We start from the raw sequence: 15,655 nt of genomic DNA, 5'->3' as shown, positions 1-15,655 counted from the left end.
CCCCATGAAAACCGCACTCATCACCGGAGCCAGCTCCGGCTTCGGCGCCGAACTTGCCAAACAGCTCTCAGCCAAAGGCTGGCGCACGATTTTGGCCGCCCGCAGGGTCGACCGGCTCGAGGAACTCGCCAAATCACTGCCCTGTGAATCTCGCATAATCCCCACCGACCTCGGCACCTTCGAGGGCTGTAAAGCGCTTTTTGACGCGGTTGCCGACGAAGACATCGACTTACTGATCAATAATGCCGGGTTCGGGTATTTCGGAGTATTCACCGAGAGCTCCCTCGAACGCGAAATGGAGATGGTCGACCTCAACTGCAAAGCGCTTCACGTCCTGATGAAGTTGTTTTTGAAAAAAATGCAGGCCAAAAATTCCGGAACCATATTAAATGTCGCCAGCGTTGCGGCATATTTGATCGGCCCGCTGATGGCTTCTTATTATGCGACCAAGGCCTATGTGCTCAAACTCTCTCTTTCGGTCGATGCCGAACTGCGCAAATCCGGCAGCAAGGTGCGTGTTCTTGTGTTATGCCCCGGCCCGGCCGATACAGAGTTCAACGACGTTGCAGGCGTCAACGTCGGCATCAAAGGAAAGAGCGCCGAATTCATCGCCCGCTGCGCAATCAAAGGGATCGAGCGGGGAAAGTCCCCGATCAACCCCGGATTTCTCGTCAAAGCGGGGCGCATTGCCGCGCGCATCGCGCCCGACCGTCTGGCCGCCGACTTTTGCTATAACGCGCAAAAGAGCAAAGCGGGTAAGTAACGCTGTATGAAATAAAAAAGCCGGAGATCAACTCTCCGGCATGATGCCGAACGGATAGAGCGCCATGGCCGTGGGTGAAGCCTCAAATCCGAATTTTTTATACAGCGGTCTGCCCTCATCGGACGCATGCAGCATGATACGTTGGCAATCCCGCTTCTTTGCCTCCCACACCAATCTGGTGAGCAGTTCGGACGCAATTCCTTGTCTGCGGTATTCGGGCCGCACAAAGATACTCCCGATGTATGCGGTTTTTCCGCTCGGGCACCAGTCGTTCGGCGGCAGTGAAAAGAAATTGACGACTCCCATGCCGACAAAGTGCTCCGAAACAGCCGCCGTCCATACGACAGCCGTATCTTTGGAAATCCCGTCAAAGAGAAATTGTTTCGTGTTTTCGGCAATTAACCGCTTTTGACCGTCGGAAAGCGGGTGTTCTTCTGAATTTATCATCCGGATGCGCATTTCCGCAAGTGCGTGGAGATCGGACATCGCCGCTTCCGAATAGGTCACTATCATATCAGTAATTGAAAACCCCGTTCAAGGTTTCGTCGTTGGCCACCCAGTCGCGCTGGACATCGATGATCGTATATTCCTGAGGGGTGTTGCGGATGATGACCGTCTTGATACCGGCGTTGATGATCAGACGCTTGCACATCGTGCAGGGCATCGTCCCAGCGACAATTTCGCCGGTCTCGGTATCCTGGCATACCAGATACAGCGTGCCGTCGATGGTCTCATAACGGGGTGCCGAGATAATAGCATTGGCTTCGGCGTGGACCGAACGGCAGATCTCATAATTCTCCCCGCGCGGAATATTCAGCTTTTTTCGGATGCAGTACCCGAGATCCGTGCAGTTTGCGCGGCCGCGCGGCGCGCCGTTATAGCCGGTCGAGACGATCTCGTCGTTTTTGACGATGACCGCGCCGAACCGGCGGCGCAGGCAGGTTGATCGCTCCAGCACGGTCTCGGCAATATCCAAATAGTAATTATGTTTATCACGTCTCACAAGATCACCCTTTCAACCCGAATCAAGGAGCGGCACTGAATTTATGTATATGCCGTCCAAATCTCCGATATTATAACATTCTCATCCGAAATCTGTCAAGCACCGCTTCAAATACGGGCCGTATATTTTTTATCACATTTTTCGACTGATTCCCCTTCTTGCCATTTTCAATTAAAGGACGGTTATTATCATGCCGCTCACTGCCGCCGAAATTAATGAAACTTTAAAAAAGCACGGCTTTTCGTTCACCAAATCGATCGGCCAGAACTTTTTAATCAATCCATCCGTCCCGCCGAAGATGGCAGCGGGAAGCGGCTGCGACGGCATCGGCGTTTTGGAGGTCGGCCCCGGCGCGGGGATGCTGACCTGCCGGCTTGCCGAACGCGCGAAGAAGGTGGTTGCGGTCGAGCTGGATAAACGGCTTGCTCCGGTGCTCGCCGAAACCGTCGGCGGTCTTGAGAATGTTGAAGTCGTTTTCTCTGATGCGCTCAAACTCGATCTGCCCGCATTTTTAAAAGAACATTTCGTCGACATGCCGGTCGTGGTCTGCGCGAACCTGCCGTTTTATATCTCCACCGAACTGATCATGCGGTTTTTGGAGAGCGGCGTAAAATTTAAAGGCATTACAGTTTTATTGCAAAAAGAGCTCGCCGTTCGGCTTTGCGCGGTACCCCCGAGTCGGGAGTGCGGCGCTGTCAGCGTGACGGTGCATTACCGCGCAAAGCCCGAAATTCTGTTCGACGTCTCGCGCGGCAGTTTTCTGCCCGCTCCGAATGTAGATTGTCAGGTCATCCGCCTGAATATCTATGACGAACCGCCGGTTCTTGCCGAAAACGAAGCCGCCTTTTTCTCGGTCGTGCGCGCCGCATTCGGCCAACGCCGCAAAACGCTGCACAATTCTCTGTCTGTACTCTCGGGAAAAGAAAAAGCCGCCGCCGTGTTGGCAGCAGCGGGTATCGATCTCAGAATGCGCGCCGAGCAATTAACGGTAGCCGACTTCTGCCGCATCGCGGATGCGCTGAATAAATAATTATTCGTCGTACACGTAAGCATAACCGGTATTCCGGGGTTTTATTCCGTCACTTTGAAATAGTACATCAAATTCCGGCAATCGGGACAATTATCATCAATATATCCTGTGTCTTGAAATCCCACCTTCTCATACATACGAAGCGCGGGAGTATCCGCTTTATTAACGCAAACCTCAACGCACTTATATTTTCCTTCTTTGCCAAGCATGATCAAGAATTGCTTAAGCGCCTCAGTACCGTATCCTTTATTCTGAAAACGTTGATCGATCATAAATTGCTGAAGATCATAGCAGGCAGGCTCTTCATCCAGATCCTTTACCAAGGTTATGCCAATGATTTGATCGTTATCCGCAATTCCCAGCACTCTCGCATTTTGATTTCTATATACATATCCTCTTGCAATAATTCCGATCGGACTGTCAAGAAATTCTTTTTGTTCATCCGTAACGCTCAATTTTGATATTTCGATCCAGTTATCTTCATTCACACTGATCAGTCTTATCATTTTTAACCTTTCATCTTCCGCTTTATAGGGGCTAAATGATGATACTTATATAATCTTATTTCCCAATAATCCGATATTCGCACAACATCTCAATTGCAACCTGCGCCAACTTTACCGATAAAATGTGTTCCTGCCGCTCCATCTCGGAGAGAGCGTTCTCATCGGCGAAATCCGACACCGCCCGCACCGCACAAAACGGAGTCTTATTGACATGACAGGTATGCGCAAGCGCGCCGCTCTCCATGTCGACAATTATCCCGCCTTTTTCGAACAGCCGTTTTGAGTGATCCATGTTGATGATGATTTGGTCGCCGCTGACCGCCTTGCCCGTCCGGTATGGAATGTTGAGCGTTTTGCAGGCGGCAACGGCCTTTTCAATTAGTTTTTCATCGGCTTTCCGTTCGCCGCCGAGGGTCGGATGGTTGGCGAAAATTTCGTCGGGCGCAACATCGTGGTACGAAAACGCGCCGCAGACCACGATCTCACCGATCGCAAGCGAGGGGTCAAGTCCTCCGCTGATGCCGATATTTAGAATGAAATTTGGTTTATAAGTATCAATCGCCCGCTGTGCTGTGATCGCGGCGTTCACTTTAGCAACCCCGGAGTGGCAAATTTTAATATTCCCCTTGCTCCAGTCGCCGTTTCTGGTCTTCCGTGCGCCGAGCAGTTCGATCAGCGGTTTAATCTCGACCATCATAGCCCCGATAATTACGATGTTCTCCATTGCTTATCCTCGTTTCTGTAATCAATCGACATATACGCCGTTCCGTTCAAGGTGTTGTCGGCGATGTTGCCTGCTGAAAATTCATAATACGCCTGCGCGCCGATCATCGCGGCGTTGTCTCCGCATAACGATAACGGCGGGATAAACAACTCATATCCGCCCGCCGAAGCCCGTTTTTGCAGTTCGCTTCTCAGCCCCGAATTGGCTGCGACCCCGCCCGCAAGCACCAGCTTTTTTTCTCCGTACTCCTGGGCCGCCGCAAAAAACCGGTCACATAACATCGTCACCGCCGTATGTTGAAAACTCGCCGCAAGGTCGTCCGTATTCAGCGTCTCGCCTTTTTGCTGCGCGTTGTGCGCAAGGTTGACGATGACGGTCTTAAGTCCCGAAAATGAAAAATCATACGGCCGCCCGCCGATCACCGGCATCGGCAGCTTGTAAGCATCGGGGGTACCCGCCTTTGCCGACTTATCAATATAAATCCCGCCGGGATAAGGAAATCCCATCACCCTTGCGGCTTTATCAAACGCCTCTCCCGCCGCATCATCACGGGTCGTGCCGACAATTTCAAATTTCGTATAGTCTTTCACCCGCGCGATCACCGTATGTCCGCCCGAGACAATCAGGGCAAAAAACGGCGGCTTGAGTTCGGAATATGCGATATAGTTCGCCGCCACATGTCCCCGGATATGATGCACGCCGATCAGCGGTTTGTTTGACGAAAACGCCAGCCCCTTGGCAAAATTCACGCCGACGAGCAGCGCGCCGATCAGCCCCGGGCAGCAGGTCACCGCCACCGCGTCAACTTCCGAAAGCGTCATATCAGCTTTTTCAAGCGCGCCTTTCACCAGCCCGCCGATGTTTTCGACATGCCGACGTGAAGCGATTTCGGGCACTACTCCCCCATATTGGGCGTGCTCCGCGACCTGCGAGTTGACAAGCGAAGAAAGCACCGTCCGCCCGTTTTCGATAACCGCGGCGGCGGTCTCGTCGCAGGAACTCTCAATCGCCAATATCCTCATTAATAAACCATCTTTCCGTTATTTTAAACTGTCATTCCGAGTATGACATCGCAATATTTCTTGAAGCCTGAGGAATCTCGAGCTGATGAAGGTTTCGGGAAACATGTCCGTAGGCTTGTAGGGAACGAGATCCTTCGACTACGCACTTCGTGCTTCGCTCGGGATAACAATTCATACAGTCCTTACTGTCCCAGGTATTCTTTCGTATAAATCAATCCGTCATCGTCCGGTTTGATATAAAACCCCTTGCGCAATCCTTTTTTCACGTACCCGTGCTTTTCATATAGGGCGATTGCGCCATCGTTGCGCGCGCGTACTTCCAGTGTCAAAAACCGAAGTCCAAGTGCTTTGGCCTTTCGGTCGAACTCCGCCAAAATCGCCGAGCCGACCTTGCGCCGCCGAAACTCCGGCGCTACTGCGATATTACCGATATATCCCTCGTCCAACACATATCCGAACGCGCCGTATCCGGAAAATTCCTTGCCGCAAAAGGCAGTCAAAAACACCACACGCGGATTCTCAGCGTCCTCTTTCACTTCGGAAAGCGACCTCGGCGAAGAAAAAACGCTGTTTTCCAACTCGTAAACGACTTGATAAAACTCCGGCAGGAGCGTTTTGATCTCAATGTCTGAGAGCATCGAAGACCTCCCTGATATACCATTTCAGCTGCCGGTAGCATTCCGAATAGGCATTTAAATCCTTTCCGTAAGGGTCAGGAATGCCCTCTCCGAGCAGTTTCGTTTTATCTGCGAACTCCGAAAACCGCATCTTGATAAAATCGAGGTGCTGTTCACTCATCACATAAATGACATCGGCCCACTCGCCCAGTTCTCTTGTAAAACGAATCGGCTGCGTGGTCACGGCAGAGAGCCCGTCGGCAGCCAGTGAGACGATTGTATTTTCACTGACTTTATCGCTTTCGAACGCGGCAAGCCCTGCGCTCTTGCAAATCACATCAAGTCCGTGTTTTTTGACATAATCCTGCGCAAAAGCCTCCGCCATCGGACTGCGGCAGGTATTGCCTGTGCAGACAAACAGGATCTTCATACGTTCACTTCCGTTTTTTAAATCTTGGCTTCGAGCCAGTTTTGCCCTCTTGAGACATCTGCGCGCAACGGTACGCCGAGTTCGGCAGCGCGTTCCATTTCCTGTTTTAAAATCGCGGCCGCAAAATCCGCTTCGTCCTTCGGTGCTTCGACGATCAGTTCATCGTGAATCTGTAAGATCAGCTTCGACTTCATTCCTTCGTCTTTCAACCGTTTTGCGACCTTGATCATCGCAATCTTAATGATGTCGGCGGCGGTGCCCTGAATCGCCGTGTTCTTTGCCGCGCGCTCTCCGAAATTTCGAATGTTGTTGTTCGAGGAAGCCAGTTCCGGCAGCGGTCTGCGCCGTCCGAAATAGGTCGTCACAAATCCGTCCTTTTTAGCCCTTTCAACCGTATCGGTTAAAAACTTCGCAATGGCCGGGTAAGCGGCCAGATAGTTCTTAATATATCGGTCGGCTTCCGCGACCGTGACGCCGATATCATGCGACAGCGAAAACGCCCCAATGCCGTAGACAATGCCGAAATTGACGGCTTTTGCGCGGCTGCGCAGCGTGGAATTGACCATCTCCTGCGGCAATCCGAACACCTCGGATGCCGTCTTGGTGTGGATGTCCAGCCCGCTCGCAAATGCGCTTTTCATGTTCTCATCGCCGGCGACCGCCGCCAAAACGCGCAGTTCAATTTGAGAATAGTCCGCGTCGAGTAAGATATGCCCCGGTTCGGCGACGAAAAATTCCCGAAGCTGCCGCCCGAGTTCGGTTCGAACGGGGATATTCTGCAGATTCGGCTCGGCGCTGCTGATGCGTCCGGTGCGGGTCTCAGTCTGGATAAAGGTCGTGTGGATTCTGCCGTCTTCGGCGATTTGTTTGGAAAGTCCCTCACAGTAGGTCGAGACCAGTTTGGTATATTGCCGATATAATAGGACTTTCTCGACAATCGGATTTTCCAAAGCCAAATTGGCGAGCACATCCGCGTCGGTGCTGAAGCCGCTTTTGGTCTTGCGGCCTGACGACAGACCGAGTTTTTCAAACAGAATGTGCGATAGCTGCTTGGGGGAGCCGATGTTGAACTCCTCACCCGCCAATTCATAGACCTCCTGTTTGACGGCTTCGGCCATATTGATCATCTCGGCGCCGTACCGTTCCAATCCGTTCTTTTCGACCCGAATTCCCATGGTTTCCATATCGGCGAGTACCATGGCAAGCGGCTGTTCGATATTTCGCAGCAGGGGTGTCATGCCCATGTCGTCAACCTTTTCCGAGAGCAACTGACACAACGACGAAAACTCATCTTCGCCGCAGCCGTATTCGGTCAAAAGCCGGTCGAGCGCATAACTGTTTGCCAGCGGGTTGATCAAATAGGCCGCCAACATCGGATCAAACACATTATCGGGTAAAACTTCATCCGGATGCTGTTTATGATAACTCTTGAGGTCGTAAATATCGCGGCTGTCCCGCTCTTTTTGCTCTTTTATAACCGGAATCACCTTGGTTTCAGCTGTCACATTTTCAAGTCCGTATTTTTTGAGCAGCCGGAAAAACTCCAGCTCGACAAACAGCGCGCGCAGTTTGGCGTCGTCCCGTTTTCTTGCTTTCAGTTCTTCCAAATCGATTTTCAGCGGTAAATCGCTTACAATCGCGCCGAGTTCTTTCGAGATATAGGCGTTTTCACGGCTCTCGGTCAGCTTTTTGCGCACGCCGTCCCTGATCTCGGGGCTGTCAAGATGATCATAGACGCCATCCAGCGACCCGAATTTTGCAATTAAATCGCAGGCGGTTTTGAGACCGATGCCCGCCACGCCGGGGATGTTGTCGGAACTGTCGCCCGCGAGCGCCTTGACGTCGATCAGTGCTTTCGGCGGAACACCGTATTCTTCCCGGATTTTTACCTCATCATATAATACCGAATCCGCCGCGCCCATGGTGGTTTTGGCAATCCGGACCGAAACATTGGGACGAACCAGCTGCAAGCTGTCGCGGTCGCCGGTCGCGATTTCACAAGGCTCGCCGACTTTTTCGCAAGCGGCTGCATATGCACCCAAAACATCGTCTGCTTCATAACCCTGACAGGTTACGATTTCGCAGCCGAGCGCAGCCAAAACTTCTTTGGTTACGGGTAATTGCGCGGCGAGTTCCTCGGGCATGCCCTTTCTCCCGGCCTTGTACGGCTCATACATCTCGTGGCGGAAGGTCTTGCCGTGCAAATCGAACGCGACCGCAATTCCGTCGGGCTTCACCTGTTCGCGGATGGCGTCGAGCATGTTCAAAAAACCGTAGACGGCGTTGGTAAAACGCCCGTCTTTGGTCGTGAGCAGTTTGATGCCGTAAAAAGCGCGATTGATGATGCTGTTGCCGTCGACGACAAGAATCACGGCCCATCCCTCCCGATAAAAATTCACCCTTATTTTAACATGATGAGCATATAATTGCAACCTCACAGGATAACAGGTTTTGTTCGAACAAGTGATTGCGTCCCTATGATAAACACCGAAGTCGAAAGCGTGTTTTGAATATATGAACGCCCCTAAAAAAATCTCACCGCCACTGTAAGGTGTTAGTGTCGTTTGCGGCACGCTTCCCTCTCCTTTAACAAGGGAGGTAAAGGGTTGGAAGCGCGAGCTATGCGGCGAACGGCACGCAGATTCTATGACGCGTTTGAAACAGGCATCATGCCGGCGCGTTTGTGAGCGAGCAGTGCCCGCTCGCCGACTTTATTTTTTCATAGAGCTGTGCTATAATGCAAAATGGCTGCGAATGCAACCAAAAATGAAAAAGATTGATACCGTTTTGACGGGAATGAACGGAGATAAAAGAATGGGACTTGCTGAAAAAATCTTCGGCACACACAGCCAGCGTGAACTGAAACGCGTTCAACCGATCGCGAATCAGGTGTTTGCCCTCGAAGAAAAATATAAAAATATGACCGAAGAGGAGCTGCGCGGCACGACCGAGCGGCTGCGCGGGAAATTGGAGGCCGGGGCGTCGCTCGATGAGATTCTGCCCGATGCTTTTGCCGCCTGCCGTGAAGCCAGCGTACGGGTGCTCGGACAAAAGCCGTTCCCGGTGCAGGTCATCGGCGGCATCGTGCTGCATCAGGGCCGTATCGCCGAAATGAAGACCGGCGAAGGCAAGACCCTGACCGCGACCATGCCGGCTTATCTGAACGCGCTTGCCGGCAACGGCGTTCACATTGTCACCGTAAACGATTACCTGGCCAAATTCCAGGGCGAGTGGATGGGGCGGCTCTATAACTACCTCGGCATGTCCGTAGGTCTGATTTTGCATGATATTCCGAACGACGAGCGCAAAAAGGCCTACGCCGCAGATATCACTTACGGCACGAACAACGAGTTCGGCTTCGACTATCTGCGCGACAACATGGTCGTTCAGAAAGCCCAGATGGTGCAGCGCGGCCACAGCTTCGCCATCGTCGACGAGGTCGACTCGATTTTGATCGATGAAGCGAGAACACCTCTCATCATCTCGGGCCAGGCCGAAGAATCCAACGAGATGTATCTGCTCGCCGACGATTTCGCCAAACGCCTGCGCGTGATCAAGATCAAAGAAGTCGACGACAAACAGGACATGGAGGACACCGAGCAATTCGCCAACGCCGACTATGTCGTCGATGAAAAGCACAAGACCGCCACCCTGACCGCCAACGGCATCGAAAAAGCGGAAAAGACGTTCAACGTCGAAAACCTCTCCGATGCCGAAAACAGCTCGCTCTCCCATTATATCAATCAAGCGATTCGCGCGCGCGGAATCATGCAAAACGACGTCGACTACGTCGTCAAAGACAACGAAGTCATTATCGTCGACGAGTTCACGGGACGTCTGATGTATGGCCGCCGTTATAATGACGGACTTCACCAGGCGATCGAAGCCAAAGAAGGCGTCAAGGTCGCGAACGAGTCCAAAACGCTTGCGACCATCACCTTCCAAAATTTCTTCCGCTTGTATAATAAACTCTCGGGTATGACGGGTACTGCGCTGACCGAGGAGCAGGAATTCCGGGATATTTATTCGCTTGACGTCATCGAGATCCCGACCAACAAGCCGATGATCCGCGACGACCACGACGACGTTCTTTATAAAACCACAAAAGCCAAATATGAGGCCATCGTCGAACAGGTTATTGCCTGCCACGAAAAAGAACAACCCGTACTGGTCGGCACGGTGTCCATCGAAAAATCGGAAATCATCTCCGGAATGCTTAAGCGCCGGGGCGTCAAACACGAAGTCCTGAACGCCAAGCACCACGAGCGCGAGGCGATGATCGTCGCGCAGGCCGGTAAAAAAGGCGCGGTCACGATCGCGACCAATATGGCCGGGCGCGGCACCGATATCATCCTCGGCGGCAACGCGGAATACATGGCCCGCAACGACATGGTCAAAGAGGGCTTCGAGGATGAGATGATCGTAAACGCGGTAAGCCGTTCCCAGACAGACGACGCCGAGATTATCGCCGCCCGTGAAAAGTACAGTGCCTTTTTGGAGAAGCATAAAGCCGAAATCTCCGATGCCGCGCAGGAAGTCGTCGCGGCTGGCGGACTGTTTATTGTCGGCACCGAGCGCCATGAGTCACGACGTATCGATAACCAGCTGCGCGGCCGTTCGGGCCGTCAGGGTGACCCCGGTGAAAGCCGCTTCTTCCTGTCGCTTGAAGACGACCTGATGCGTCTGTTCGGTGGCGAGCGGCTCACCAATATGATGGAGACGCTAAAAATCCCCGAGGATCAGCCCATTGAAGCCGGAATGTTTTCCAAGCTGATCGAAAACTGCCAGAAACGCGTCGAGGAGCGCAACTTTGAGACCCGCAAGAGTGTTCTGCAATTCGACGACGTTATGAACCGCCAGCGCGAGATCATCTACGGTCAGCGCAGAAGCGTTTTGAACGGCGAAGATCTGAAACCGGTCATCACGAATATGATCACCGAGTGTATCGAGAGCGGCGTCGGCACCTTCATCTCCGACGGCGAAAGCGCCGATTGGAACGTCGACGGGCTGCGCGAGCACTTCAAAGGGTGGCTGTGCGCCGATAACGACTTCAAAGACCTGACCCCGCAGGACATTCACAAGATGGGCAAACAGGGCTTCATCGACCTGCTGCAAAAACGCGCCGACGTTGAATACGAAAAGCGCGAAAAGATTTTCGGAGAAAACATGCGTGAAGTTGAGCGCATTTTATTGCTGCGAAATGTCGACCGCCAGTGGATGGATCACATCGATGCGATGGACGATCTCAAACAGGGTATCTATATGCGTTCCTACAGCCAGCGCGACCCGGTGGTCGAATATCGTGTCGAGGGTTTTGAGATGTTCGACGCGATGGTCGCCATCATCCGGGAAGATACCGTACGCGCGATTCTGACCGTCATGCCGCGTCCCGCGGCTCCGATGCAGCGAACTCAGCTGGCGAAACCCTCCGAAGCTGTCCACGGCGAAAAATTACCCAAGGAAAAGAAGGCCGTTTCAACTGTGGTCAACAAGGGCAAAAAAGTCGGCCGCAACGATCCCTGCCCCTGCGGCAGCGGCAAAAAGTACAAAAAATGCTGCGGAGCGAATGAGGAGCAATGAAGAAAAATAATGATGATAATGAAGGGGCGAACTGCGTTCGCCCGCCATTACTCATCGTTTCAGGGCATTCTGACGGGCGAACGCAGTTCGCCCCTACATTACCTTAAGCATGAAAGGAACCCTACGATGCCGATTTTGTTGAAAACCTGCTCTTCGCTTGAAAAAGTCCTGCCGAAAGCCGAACCAAAAGGCGGCTTCGAGCGGTTTTCGGCCTGTAACGGAGAAAAGTTCTCGTTTCAAATTGCTTATACGCTGCAAAGCCCCGACAGCATGCGCGGTTATTATACCGTGGGCGTCGCGGGAGACCTTGCCGAAGCGGTTTCGCTTTTTCGGGTTGAACTCGTTCCGGTCAAACTGCCCTGTTACCCAAATGTCGATGACGGCGATTATATCACCCGTTCACCGGGTTTGCTGCCCGACGCATTGCTTCCGTTTGAAAAAGGCGGCGAACTTGCGGCGGTCAATCAGGAATGGCGCTCATTGCTCGTCAGTGTCGATCTGGCGAAATTCCGCCCCGAACCCGGGACGCACAAATTGATGTTTGCCTTCGGCGACAGCGAACACGGCGAACTGACCGCGGTCCAATTCGATCTCGATTTGATCGGATTTGAATTGCCCAAACAAAAACTCATCAACACCCAGTGGTTCCATTCCGACTGCATCGCACAGTATTACGGCGTCCCCATCTTCTCGGAAAAACATTGGGAACTGATCGAAAAATACATGAAAACCGCCGCCGCCCACGGGCAGAATATGATACTGACGCCGGTCTTCACCCCTGCATTAGACACGCGAATCGGCACCGAACGCCCGACCGTTCAACTGATCGCTGTAAAATCAAATCACGGTAAATACGAGTTTGACTTCACCCTGCTCTCCCGCTGGATCGAAACCGCCAAACGCGCCGGAATGGAATATTTTGAAATCTCCCACCTGTTCACCCAGTGGGGCGCAAAAAACGCGCCGAAAATCATTGCGGAGCAGAACGGCAGGCAGCAGCGTATCTTCGGCTGGGAGACCGACGCGCACGGTCCCGAATACAAATCGTTCCTGCGACAGTTTTTAACGGCTCTGACCGCGTATTTAAAAAACACCGGCATCTGGGACAGCTGCGTCTTTCATGTCTCCGACGAGCCCAACGAGACCTCCGTTGAAAACTATAAAGACGGCGCGGCGCTGATTCGGGAATTCATTCCGGCGGAAAAAATTATTGACGCGCTGAGCAATTTGGATTATTATAAAGACGGGCTATTAAAAAGACCGGTGGCAGCCACGGATCATGCCGGAGCGTTTATTTCGGCAAAAGTGCCCGATCTGTGGGTATACTACTGCTGCGGTCAGGGCGACAAAGTCAGCAATCGGTTTATCGCGATGCCCGGACGCCGCACCCGCGTGATTGCGAGCCAGCTGTTCAAATACGACATCGCGGGATTTTTGCAGTGGGGTTATAACTTCTGGAACTCCCATCTTTCGATTTCATCGCTTGACCCGTGGCGCGATACCGACGGCGACAGCGTCTTCCCGGCGGGCGATGCGTTCTCAGTCTATCCAGGTAAAGACGGCCCGGTGCTCTCGCTGCATTACCTGCATTTTTACGAGGCCTTGTGCGACCTGCGCGCGTTCAACGCCGCTGCAGCCAAAATCGGAAAATCCGCTGTGATAAAGCTGATCGACCCGGACGGCACGCTCACTTTTGAACAATATCCGCGCACCGACGAATATATTTTGACGACCCGTGACAGACTCAATCAAATTCTCGGCGTTTAATCGGATATTATCGAATAAAGGATGGTACTCGAACATGGCAAAAAAACTCTTCGCGCTGACTCTCGTAATCTTTATTTTTTTAGTGGGATGTGACAAAACCGTGATTATCGACGGCAAAACCTCAAGCACACCTTCGGTCTCCGACAAGGCTTATGCCACCCAGACCGTTACGCTTCCCGCGGAAGCAAAAGACAAGATCCTCAATTACAACTTCGGCCTTTACGGCGAGCCCGATGTCGGCGAAGAAATCGCCGTCATGCATACTTCAATGGGCGATTTTTGCATTCGCTTTTTCCCGAAAGCCGCACCGCTCGCCGTGACGAACTTCAAAGAACTTGCGACCGGCGGTTATTATAACGGCATCATCTTCCATAGGGTCATTGAGGACTTCATGATTCAAGGCGGCGATCCGACCGGCACCGGCTATTACGGCGACAGTTGCTGGAGTCATGCATTCAACGATGAATTCAGCACCGATGCCCGCAATTTCCGCGGCGCATTCTCTATGGCAAACGCCGGAGCCAATACCAACGGCAGCCAGTTCTTCGTCGTACAGCTCGACACAGTCACCGATGACCTGATCTCTCAGATGCAGCAGATTCCGTCCCGCTTCTCAAGCGAGGTCATCGATGTCTACCGCCAATACGGCGGAACACCTTCGCTCGATTATAAACACACCGTCTTCGGCTTCATTTTCTACGGCATGGATACAGTGGATAAAATTGCGGCGGTCAAGACCGATGAAAACGACAAACCGGTCGAAGATGTCGTGATCAACAGCATCGACATCGTGTTCTACGGTGGAGTCGCACAACAATAAATTATATGGAGATATTGCTCAATCAATATCAATACCGCCCGATTAAATCCGATTTTTCCATCGATTTCGATAAAATTATCGGGCCGATCAAGCCAGTCAACGGCACCTGCAATGCGCCGACTTTCCGCACGGCGAAGTATTTTAAGCGGGTCAGCCCGCCCTATACCCGCATGCACGACAGTTACATCGGCAATCTCGCCTGTGTCGACGTCCATGCGGTCTTTCCCGATTTTGACGCCGACGAAAACGATCCGGGCAATTACTTTTTTGCTCCGACCGATTATTACCTGAAATCGATCAAAGACGCAGGCATGGACGTCATCTATCGGCTCGGCAGCAGTATGGAGGGCGGCCCGTTCCGCTTCCACAACCGTCCCCCGAAGGATTACGAAAAATGGGCCCGCATCTGCTGCAAAATCATTGAGCATTATAACCTCGGCTGGGCAAACGGATTCTCCTACGATATAGAGTATTGGGAGATCTGGAATGAACCTGACGCCGACCTCGGAAACCCCAATATGGCCATGGCGGGTCAGTGGAGCGGAACTCCCGAACAATTTTACGAATTCTACTGCACCGCTTCGTCCATACTAAAAGAGCGGTTCCCCGCGCTCAGAATCGGCGGATACGCCTCCTGCGCGGTCGACGAGCCGTCCCGAAGGGTCTTTTTCGAAAACTTTCTCTTAGCACTTAAAAAATTCCCGCACGCCTTTGACTTTTTTTCGTTCCATGCCTACGGAGACAGTTTCAAAAAGCTGCGCGACCGCGTAAACTATATCACAAAGACCCTCGAAAAAAGCGGTTATTCCGATCTCGAACTGCTTTGTACCGAATATAATTATATCTGGGAATTCGAAGACATTTGGCGTAAACTCGGCGACCCGAACGGGGAACACTTCTGCGCGGCCCTGTTTGAAGATATGAAAAGCGCCCGGGCGGCAAGTTATATCCTCGGCGCTATGATCATTTTTCAAAACCTGCCGGTTCAAATTGCGAACTTCTACCGCAACGATGACGGCGGTCTCTGGGAATCCGGATTCGACCGGCACGGCGTCCCCCAAAAGCCCTATTATGCATTGGCGGCATTTCATGAAACCGCGGGAATGAATCAAGTTCAGTGTACCGGCAGCGCCGACGGCGTCGAAATACTCGCAGCCAAGTCCGATGCCGGAAAGGTAATTCTGATCGCCAACTATACCGGCTGCGCGCGCGAATATAAATTCGATATCAAAGGGCTCCCCAAGAAGCACGAAGCGCGTTTCTTTGTCACTGACGAAAACAGCGATTATGCGCAGACAGGTGTTCTCAGCCCGCTAAGCGAATATCTCTATCTGCGTCCGGGCTCCGTCAATGTCATCAAAATCATCTCTTAACTTTTTTATTTGCGGAGGTA

The 15,655-nt window shown here is 52.4% G+C and carries 14 protein-coding genes; 6 read left to right on the top strand and 8 right to left on the bottom strand.

All coding sequences use genetic code 11. The annotated features are described in order from the left end of the window. The first annotated feature begins 4 nt into the window (after window positions 1-4). Complete coding sequence (locus PKH29_02940) at window positions 5-763, top strand: SDR family oxidoreductase (protein ID HNX13792.1); 759 nt, start codon at window positions 5-7, stop codon at window positions 761-763. 27 nt (window positions 764-790) lie between these two features. On the opposite strand, the gene PKH29_02935 is transcribed toward PKH29_02940, so the two are convergent. Together PKH29_02935 and PKH29_02930 are read right to left on the bottom strand one after the other, a co-directional pair. Beyond that, on the bottom strand, window positions 791-1,276 hold the full coding sequence (locus PKH29_02935; protein HNX13791.1) for a GNAT family N-acetyltransferase: 486 nt from the start codon (window positions 1,274-1,276) through the stop codon (window positions 791-793). A 1-nt stretch (window position 1,277) separates the two neighbouring features. Beyond that, window positions 1,278-1,766, bottom strand: coding sequence for a deaminase (locus PKH29_02930; protein HNX13790.1), 489 nt, complete (start codon window positions 1,764-1,766; stop codon window positions 1,278-1,280). Between the two features lie 190 nt (window positions 1,767-1,956). On the opposite strand from PKH29_02930, the gene rsmA reads away from it, so the two are divergent. After that, complete coding sequence (gene rsmA / locus PKH29_02925) at window positions 1,957-2,796, top strand: 16S rRNA (adenine(1518)-N(6)/adenine(1519)-N(6))-dimethyltransferase RsmA (protein ID HNX13789.1); 840 nt, start codon at window positions 1,957-1,959, stop codon at window positions 2,794-2,796. Between the two features lie 41 nt (window positions 2,797-2,837). Here rsmA and PKH29_02920 read toward each other — a convergent pair whose 3' ends face one another. The 6 genes from PKH29_02920 to PKH29_02895 form a co-directional block, all read right to left on the bottom strand. Continuing rightward, complete coding sequence (locus PKH29_02920; protein HNX13788.1) at window positions 2,838-3,302, bottom strand: GNAT family N-acetyltransferase; 465 nt, start codon at window positions 3,300-3,302, stop codon at window positions 2,838-2,840. Between the two features lie 55 nt (window positions 3,303-3,357). Continuing rightward, complete coding sequence (gene mtnN, locus PKH29_02915) at window positions 3,358-4,026, bottom strand: 5'-methylthioadenosine/S-adenosylhomocysteine nucleosidase (protein ID HNX13787.1); 669 nt, start codon at window positions 4,024-4,026, stop codon at window positions 3,358-3,360. After that, on the bottom strand, window positions 4,011-5,048 hold the full coding sequence (gene tsaD / locus PKH29_02910) for a tRNA (adenosine(37)-N6)-threonylcarbamoyltransferase complex transferase subunit TsaD (GenBank protein ID HNX13786.1): 1,038 nt from the start codon (window positions 5,046-5,048) through the stop codon (window positions 4,011-4,013). The genes mtnN and tsaD overlap by 16 nt, the downstream gene beginning before the upstream one ends. 182 nt (window positions 5,049-5,230) lie before the next feature. Then, window positions 5,231-5,686, bottom strand: coding sequence for a ribosomal protein S18-alanine N-acetyltransferase (gene rimI, locus PKH29_02905; protein ID HNX13785.1), 456 nt, complete (start codon window positions 5,684-5,686; stop codon window positions 5,231-5,233). Further along, entirely contained in the window at window positions 5,670-6,095 is a 426-nt protein-coding gene (locus tag PKH29_02900) for a low molecular weight protein arginine phosphatase (protein HNX13784.1), read from the bottom strand. The genes rimI and PKH29_02900 overlap by 17 nt, the downstream gene beginning before the upstream one ends. Window positions 6,096-6,112: 17 nt before the next feature. Continuing rightward, on the bottom strand, window positions 6,113-8,467 hold the full coding sequence (locus tag PKH29_02895) for a DNA polymerase I (protein HNX13783.1): 2,355 nt from the start codon (window positions 8,465-8,467) through the stop codon (window positions 6,113-6,115). A gap of 442 nt (window positions 8,468-8,909) precedes the next feature. Between PKH29_02895 and secA the strand changes: the two genes are divergently transcribed. The 4 genes from secA (at window position 8,910) to PKH29_02875 (ending at window position 15,635) form a co-directional block, all read left to right on the top strand. After that, a complete protein-coding gene (secA, locus tag PKH29_02890) occupies window positions 8,910-11,675 on the top strand; it encodes a preprotein translocase subunit SecA (GenBank protein ID HNX13782.1) in 2,766 nt (921 codons plus the stop codon). A 126-nt stretch (window positions 11,676-11,801) separates the two neighbouring features. After that, the gene (locus tag PKH29_02885; GenBank protein HNX13781.1) at window positions 11,802-13,442 is read left to right on the top strand and encodes a DUF4091 domain-containing protein; all 1,641 of its coding nucleotides are present in this window, start codon (window positions 11,802-11,804) and stop codon (window positions 13,440-13,442) included. A gap of 34 nt (window positions 13,443-13,476) precedes the next feature. Further along, on the top strand, window positions 13,477-14,262 hold the full coding sequence (locus PKH29_02880) for a peptidylprolyl isomerase (GenBank protein HNX13780.1): 786 nt from the start codon (window positions 13,477-13,479) through the stop codon (window positions 14,260-14,262). Window positions 14,263-14,267: 5 nt separating this feature from the next. Then, on the top strand, window positions 14,268-15,635 hold the full coding sequence (locus PKH29_02875; GenBank protein HNX13779.1) for a hypothetical protein: 1,368 nt from the start codon (window positions 14,268-14,270) through the stop codon (window positions 15,633-15,635). Window positions 15,636-15,655: the final 20 nt, after the last annotated feature.

This window comes from Oscillospiraceae bacterium (assembly GCA_035353335.1).
Classification (GTDB): Bacteria; Bacillota; Clostridia; order Oscillospirales; family JAKOTC01; genus DAOPZJ01.
This window is presented reverse-complemented; position numbering and strand designations above follow the sequence as displayed.

Bases quoted from the DNA above. Each gene is read 5' to 3' on its own strand.
- mtnN (HNX13787.1), bottom strand. From the start codon at position 4,026: ATGGAGAACATCGTAATTATCGGGGCTATGATGGTCGAGATTAAACCG.
- tsaD (HNX13786.1), bottom strand. From the start codon at position 5,048: ATGAGGATATTGGCGATTGAGAGTTCCTGCGACGAGACCGCCGCCGCG.
- secA (HNX13782.1), top strand. From the start codon at position 8,910: ATGGGACTTGCTGAAAAAATCTTCGGCACACACAGCCAGCGTGAACTG.
- PKH29_02875 (HNX13779.1), top strand. From the start codon at position 14,268: ATGGAGATATTGCTCAATCAATATCAATACCGCCCGATTAAATCCGAT.
- PKH29_02880 (HNX13780.1), top strand. From the start codon at position 13,477: ATGGCAAAAAAACTCTTCGCGCTGACTCTCGTAATCTTTATTTTTTTA.
- PKH29_02900 (HNX13784.1), bottom strand. From the start codon at position 6,095: ATGAAGATCCTGTTTGTCTGCACAGGCAATACCTGCCGCAGTCCGATG.
- rsmA (HNX13789.1), top strand. From the start codon at position 1,957: ATGCCGCTCACTGCCGCCGAAATTAATGAAACTTTAAAAAAGCACGGC.
- PKH29_02885 (HNX13781.1), top strand. From the start codon at position 11,802: ATGCCGATTTTGTTGAAAACCTGCTCTTCGCTTGAAAAAGTCCTGCCG.
- PKH29_02920 (HNX13788.1), bottom strand. From the start codon at position 3,302: ATGATAAGACTGATCAGTGTGAATGAAGATAACTGGATCGAAATATCA.
- rimI (HNX13785.1), bottom strand. From the start codon at position 5,686: ATGCTCTCAGACATTGAGATCAAAACGCTCCTGCCGGAGTTTTATCAA.
- PKH29_02935 (HNX13791.1), bottom strand. From the start codon at position 1,276: ATGATAGTGACCTATTCGGAAGCGGCGATGTCCGATCTCCACGCACTT.
- PKH29_02940 (HNX13792.1), top strand. From the start codon at position 5: ATGAAAACCGCACTCATCACCGGAGCCAGCTCCGGCTTCGGCGCCGAA.